Source organism: Nocardia carnea, assembly GCF_029869215.1.
GTDB lineage: Bacteria > Actinomycetota > Actinomycetes > Mycobacteriales > Mycobacteriaceae > Nocardia > Nocardia carnea_B.
Genome location: NZ_JARWPM010000009.1, coordinates 1 through 6,003 on the forward strand (window position 1 = coordinate 1; position 6,003 = coordinate 6,003).

At 70.2% G+C, this 6,003-nt stretch carries 4 protein-coding genes and 1 pseudogene; 3 read left to right on the plus strand and 2 right to left on the minus strand.

Annotation, left to right across the window (positions count from 1 at the left end; translation table 11 throughout):
- Positions 1-456: 456 nt before the first annotated feature.
- A complete protein-coding gene (locus tag QH276_RS00135; protein ID WP_280402167.1) occupies positions 457-2,418 on the plus strand; it encodes a 2-oxoacid:acceptor oxidoreductase subunit alpha in 1,962 nt (653 codons plus the stop codon).
- Positions 2,415-3,500 (plus strand): 2-oxoacid:ferredoxin oxidoreductase subunit beta, encoded by a 1,086-nt coding sequence (locus QH276_RS00140; RefSeq protein WP_280402168.1) that lies wholly within the window; start codon positions 2,415-2,417, stop codon positions 3,498-3,500. The genes QH276_RS00135 and QH276_RS00140 overlap by 4 nt, the downstream gene beginning before the upstream one ends.
- Positions 3,501-3,574: 74 nt before the next feature.
- On the opposite strand, the gene QH276_RS00145 is transcribed toward QH276_RS00140, so the two are convergent.
- The gene (locus tag QH276_RS00145; RefSeq protein ID WP_280402169.1) at positions 3,575-4,216 is read right to left on the minus strand and encodes a hypothetical protein; all 642 of its coding nucleotides are present in this window, start codon (positions 4,214-4,216) and stop codon (positions 3,575-3,577) included.
- Between the two features lie 42 nt (positions 4,217-4,258).
- Positions 4,259-5,524: a histidine--tRNA ligase gene (gene hisS / locus QH276_RS00150; protein ID WP_280402170.1), complete on the minus strand. Its 1,266-nt coding sequence runs from the start codon at positions 5,522-5,524 to the stop codon at positions 4,259-4,261.
- Between the two features lie 191 nt (positions 5,525-5,715).
- Between hisS and QH276_RS00155 the strand changes: the two are divergent.
- Positions 5,716-6,003, plus strand: a pseudogene (locus tag QH276_RS00155) (peptidylprolyl isomerase); the annotation flags it as partial.

Genomic DNA, 6,003 nt, shown 5'->3' on the forward strand with positions numbered 1-6,003 from the left:
CCCCCCCCCCCCCCCGCCCCCCGCCCCCCCCCCCCCGCCCCCCCCCCCCCCCCCCCCGCCCGGCCCCGCGGCAGGTCATGGTTGAACGCGTCCGCCGAGTCCGGCGTCGCCGGACAGCCCGCCACGGCGGCACGGCGACACGGCGACACGGCGACACGGCGACACGGCGACACGGCGACACGGCGACACGGCGACACGGCGACGATACCGAACAGGAGGGTCACTGACCGGACACCAGTCCGGCCAGTTGTCTCACCCGAATCGGCGCTCGGATACTGTCCACGCAGATCCGCTACCTGACGTTTTCCTGTCCGCGTCGACGATCGGAAGTTCCGGTGCAGTCACGCCCGAGGGCGTACACGCCGCACCGGACACGCATTTTCCCGGCGCAGCGGCCCCCGGCAAGGGTAGGTTGGCGGCTGGTAGCTCATTTCGACGAGGAAGTGAAGCACGCGTATGGTTTCGCACCCCGACAACATCGCCCCGTCCGATCCCGCGCCCGCCGAAAACCCCTCCGGCGCAGCGGTACTGGATCGCGTCGTCATCCGGTTCGCGGGTGACTCCGGTGACGGTATGCAGCTCACCGGCGACCGGTTCACTCACGAGGCGGCCGCCTTCGGCAACGATCTGGCCACCCAGCCCAATTTCCCGGCCGAGATCCGGGCGCCGCAGGGCACCCTGCCGGGTGTGTCGTCGTTCCAGATCCAGATCGCCGACCACGATATCCTCACCGCCGGCGATCAGCCGGACGTGCTGGTCGCGATGAATCCGGCGGCGCTCAAGGCCAACCTCGCCGAACTACCCCGCGGCGGCACGCTCATCGTCAATACCGACGAGTTCACCAAACGCAACCTCACCAAGGTCGGCTACGCCGCCGATCCGCTGGCGGGCGACGACCTGGCGGATTTCGTCGTGCACCGCGTGCCGATGACCTCGCTGACGCTGGCCGCCACCGAATCGGCCGGGGTCGGCAAGAAAGACGGGCAGCGCGCGAAGAACATGTTCGCGCTGGGCCTGCTGTCCTGGATGTACGGGCGGCCGATCGGGGGCACCGAGAAGTTCCTGCGGGAGAAGTTCGCGAAGAAACCGGAGATCGCCGAGGCCAATATCCTCGCGTTCCGGGCAGGCTGGAACTACGGCGAGACCACCGAGGCCTTCGCCACCACCTACCGCGTCGCCCCGGCCGCGCTGCCCGCGGGTACCTACCGGCAGATCACCGGGAACACCGCACTGGCCTACGGCCTCATCACCGCCGGGTCGCTGGCGGGGATCCCCCTGTTCCTGGGCACCTACCCGATCACCCCGGCCTCCGACATCCTGCACGAGCTGAGCAAACACAAGCGCTTCGGTGTCACCACCTTCCAGGCCGAAGACGAGATCGCCGGGATCGGCGCGGCGCTGGGGGCCTCACTGGGTGGTGCGCTCGGCGTCACCAGCACCTCGGGCCCGGGGCTGGCGCTGAAGAGCGAAACCATCGGGCTCGCCGTCATGACCGAATTACCGCTGGTGATCGTCGATGTCCAGCGCGGCGGCCCGTCGACCGGCCTGCCCACCAAAACCGAGCAGGCCGATCTGCTGCAGGCGCTCTACGGCCGCAACGGCGAATCCCCGGTCGCGGTGCTGGCACCGCGGTCGCCGGCCGACTGTTTCGCCACGGCGGTGGAGGCGGCTCGGATCGCCCTGACCTACCGGACGCCCGTGCTACTGCTGTCGGACGGGGCGATCGCCAACGGCTCCGAGCCGTGGGCCATTCCCGCGGTCGACGAGCTCGAGCCGATCGACCCGGCGTTCGAAAGCGCGGGCGACGGGGATTTCCAGCCCTACGCCCGCGATCCGGAAACCCTCGCCCGCCCGCTGGCGGTGCCGGGAACCGCGGGCCGCGCGCACCGGATCGGCGGTCTGGAGAAGGCCGACGGCAGTGGTGACATCTCCTACGACCCCGCCAACCACGAATTGATGGTGCGGCTGCGACAGGCCAAGATCGACGGCATCGCGGTGCCGCCCGCGGAGGTCGACGACCCCGACGGCCAGGCGCGCGTCCTGCTCGTCGGCTGGGGTAGCTCCTACGGGCCGATCGGCGAGGCCTGCCGGCGCGTCCGCCGCCGCGGCGCCCGGGTCGCCCAGCTGCATCTGCGGCATCTCAACCCGCTACCGCCGGATCTGGGCGATGTCCTGCGCCGCTACGACACGGTGGTCGCCCCGGAGATGAACGGCGGCCAGCTGGCCTGGCTGTTGCGGGCGAAGTACCTCGCGGACGTGCAACCATGGACGAAGGTGGCGGGAACGGCGTTCTCCGCCCAGGAGCTGGTCGGCGTGATAGACGCGGCTCTGGACGGCACGCTGGCCGAACTGGAGCAGAGCAAGGCCTTCACCGCGCGAGCACAGGCGACCTATCGGAGGAACGGGGGCGCATCATGACCATTATCGATACCTCGCTGACCGGGACCGACCTCGGCATCACACCGGTTTCCGGATTGGCCGGCGTACCGACGGCGGACGGCCCGCAGAAGGCCAAGGACTACACCTCCGACCAGGAGGTGCGCTGGTGCCCCGGCTGCGGTGACTATGTCATCCTCGCCACCGTGCGCGGTTTCCTGGCCGAACTGGGCCTGCGCCGGGAGAACCTGATGTTCGTCTCCGGCATCGGCTGCTCGAGCCGGTTCCCCTACTATCTCGACGCCTACGGAATCCACTCGATCCACGGCCGCGCCCCCGCCATCGCCACCGGGCTCGCGGTGACCCGGCCGGATCTGTCGGTCTGGGTGGTCACCGGCGACGGGGACGCGCTCTCGATCGGTGGCAACCACCTGATCCACGCCCTGCGGCGCAATGTGAACATGACGATCCTGTTGTTCAACAACCGGATCTACGGGCTCACCAAGGGGCAGTACTCCCCGACGTCGGAAACGGGCAAGGTCACCAAATCCACGCCGATGGGTTCGGTGGACCACCCGTTCAACACGCTCTCGATCGCGCTCGGCGCGGAAGCGACCTTCGCCGCCCGGGCCCTGGACTCCGACCGCGCCGGTCTCACCGAGGTGCTGCGTGCTGCCGCCGAGCATCGCGGGACGTCGTTCGTGGAGATCCTGCAGGACTGCCCGATCTTCAACGACGGTTCCTTCGACGTACTGCGCCGCGGCGACAGCGAGTCCCGCCTCATCCCGCTACGCCACGGGCAACCGCTGCGCTTCGGCGCCGACGGCGAATACGCGGTGGTCCAGCGCGGTTTCGGCCTGGCCGTGGCACCGGCGGCGGAGGTCGCGGAGGCCGATATCGTCGTCCACGACGCCCACCGCGACGATCCCGAATACGCCTACGCCCTGTCGCGGCTCTCGGACCAGGACCTCGACCATGTGGTCACCGGCATCTTCCGCTCCGTGGATCGCCCCACCTACGACGACGGCGTCCGCGCCCAGACCACCGCCGCCCAGGAAAAGAATCCCGTTACCCCCGACGCCCTCCAGGGCTTACTCACGGGCACGGAAACCTGGACCGTGTAGGCCCCTGCCCGCCGTCAGCCACAACCCCGAACAGAACGCGCCCGCGGCGTCGCCGTCCTGAACCGGCGGCAGGTTCAGGACAACCCGGCGATCTCCGCGTCGGTGAGCACGATCGGCGCGACGTAATCCTTGGCGCGCGCCGCCGCGACCGCCCGGTACAGCGGCCGTTCCCCGAGCCCCGCGTCGCGGGCTTCGGCCCGTAACTGGTGGACCAGCAGGTCGGCCACCGCGACACCGGCCGCGAGCTCGCTGCGGGAGAGCGCGTCGGCCAGCCGGCGCAGGCCGAGGATATGCAGTTCCCGGCCGCTACCCGCATCGGTGTACAGCGCCAGCGGTACGACCTGGCGGTCCGGCCCGGCGGTCAACCGGAGCACCACGCGACTGATCCGGCCGGGGTAGATCAGCAACTCGACCCCGGTCGTCGCGGGCACCTCCAGCCGCCGCGTGCGCCAGAATCTGCGCGCGTACAGCGTGTTCCCGGTCAGCCACAGCCGCCGGCGCCGGGGTGCCAGGAATTGGCCGACCGCCGGGACGGCGAGCACGACAGCGGTGACCAGCCCCGCCACCGTGCCCGCGAAGAGGCCGACCACCACGCCGATCCCGATCGAGACGAGGCCCGCGATCAGTGCGAAGCGCCGCATCAGGGGTGCCAGCATTTCGGGCGCTACCAGGTCCAGCCCGATCGGCTGGTCGGCTGCGGTCGGCGAATCGGTCACGGTGGCGCTTTTCGTTCCGGGGGCGGGGTCGCCCGCAGACTACTACGGCCGGTCGGACAGCGTCGCGACGATCTCCGCCAACGGGATCTGCCGCTGGTCGCCGGTGCGCATATCCTTCAGCCCGATGGTCTGTTCGGCCAGGTCGCGGTCGCCGAGGATCAGGGTGTAGCGAGCACCCGACCGGTCGGCGGCCTTCATCGACCCTTTGACCCCGCGGTCACCGTAGACCAGGTCGACGCTGATATCGGCCGCCCGCAGCTCGCCGGCCAGCACCACCATCCGCCGTTTCGCGGCGTCACCGAGTGCCACTCCGAACACCTCACAGCGAGCCGGGTCACCCGCGGTGACGCCTTCCGCGGCCAGCGCCAGGACCGTGCGGTCCACCCCGAGCCCGAAACCGATACCGGAGAGCTCCTGCCCGCCCAGTTCCGCCATGAGCCCGTCGTACCGGCCACCGCCGCCGATCCCCGACTGGGCACCGAGGCCGTCGTGCACGAACTCGAACGTGGTCTTGGTGTAGTAGTCCAGACCACGCACCATCCGCGGGTTCAGCACATACGGCACGCCCAGCGCGTCGAGGTGGGCGAGGACCTGGTCGAAGTGCGCCTTCGCCGATTCCGACAGGTGATCGAGCATGAGCGGGGCGCCGGCGGTCATCTCGCGGACATCGGGCCGCTTGTCGTCTAGCACGCGCAGCGGGTTGATCTCCGCGCGGCGCCGGGTTTCGGCATCGAGGTCGAGACCGAACAAGAATTCCTGAAGTCGCTCGCGGTACTGCGGGCGGCAGGTCTCGTCGCCGAGCGAGGTGATCTCGAGCCGGAACCCGGTGAGGCCCAGGCCGCGGAACCCGGCGTCGGCGACCGCGATGACCTCCGCGTCGAGTGCCGGATCGTCGACGCCGATGGCCTCCACCCCGACCTGCTGCAGTTGCCGGTAGCGGCCCTTCTGGGGGCGCTCGTAGCGGAAGAACGGCCCGGCGTAGCTCAGTTTCACCGGGAGCTGCCCGCGGTCGAGACCGTGTTCGATCACCGCGCGCATCACCCCGGCGGTGCCCTCGGGCCGCAGGGTCACACTGCGCTCGCTGCGGTCGGAGAAGGTGAACATCTCCTTGCTCACGACATCGGTGGATTCACCGACCCCGCGGGCGAACAGTTCGGTGTCCTCGAAGACCGGCAGCTCGATATGCCCGTACCCGGCGAGGCGGGCGGCGCGGAGCAGGCCGTCGCGTACCGCGACGAACTCGGCCGAACCGGGCGGGACGTAATCCGGCACCCCCTTCGGGGCGGAGAAGCTGCTGGTCTTGGTCACGGTGAACCAGTTTCCCCCACCCGGGCGGGTCGAGTCCAACCGGTTACCGCGTACCCGCCACCCCGGCGGGCGGTCGCGGGTGATATCCGGGGGTGCGCGCCTCGGGATGGCAGACTCTAGTCCCGGAAGTAACAGACCAGCAGCGACCGGCCGGGCCCGGGGCCCGGCCGCCGCACGGGAGGAACGTGGTAGTGCCGAGCAACGAACAGCGCAGGGCGGCGGCGAAACGCAAGCTGGAACGCCAGCTCGCCAACCGAGCCGAACGCGCACGCAAGCGCAAGCAACTCACCATCGCCGGATCCGCGCTCGGTGTCGTCGTGGTGATCGCCGCGGTGACCGGTGTGTATTTCCTGACCCGCGGCTCCGACGATGCGGATACGGCCGCCTCGCAGACGCCCGATGCCTCGTTGTCCAGCACGCCCGCCGCGGGCGCGCCCCCCCCCCCCGCGGCGCAACCGGCCCCCCTGAACAGCACCAAC

Bases quoted from the DNA above. Each gene is read 5' to 3' on its own strand.
- QH276_RS00135 (WP_280402167.1), top strand. From the start codon at position 457: ATGGTTTCGCACCCCGACAACATCGCCCCGTCCGATCCCGCGCCCGCC.
- QH276_RS00140 (WP_280402168.1), top strand. From the start codon at position 2,415: ATGACCATTATCGATACCTCGCTGACCGGGACCGACCTCGGCATCACA.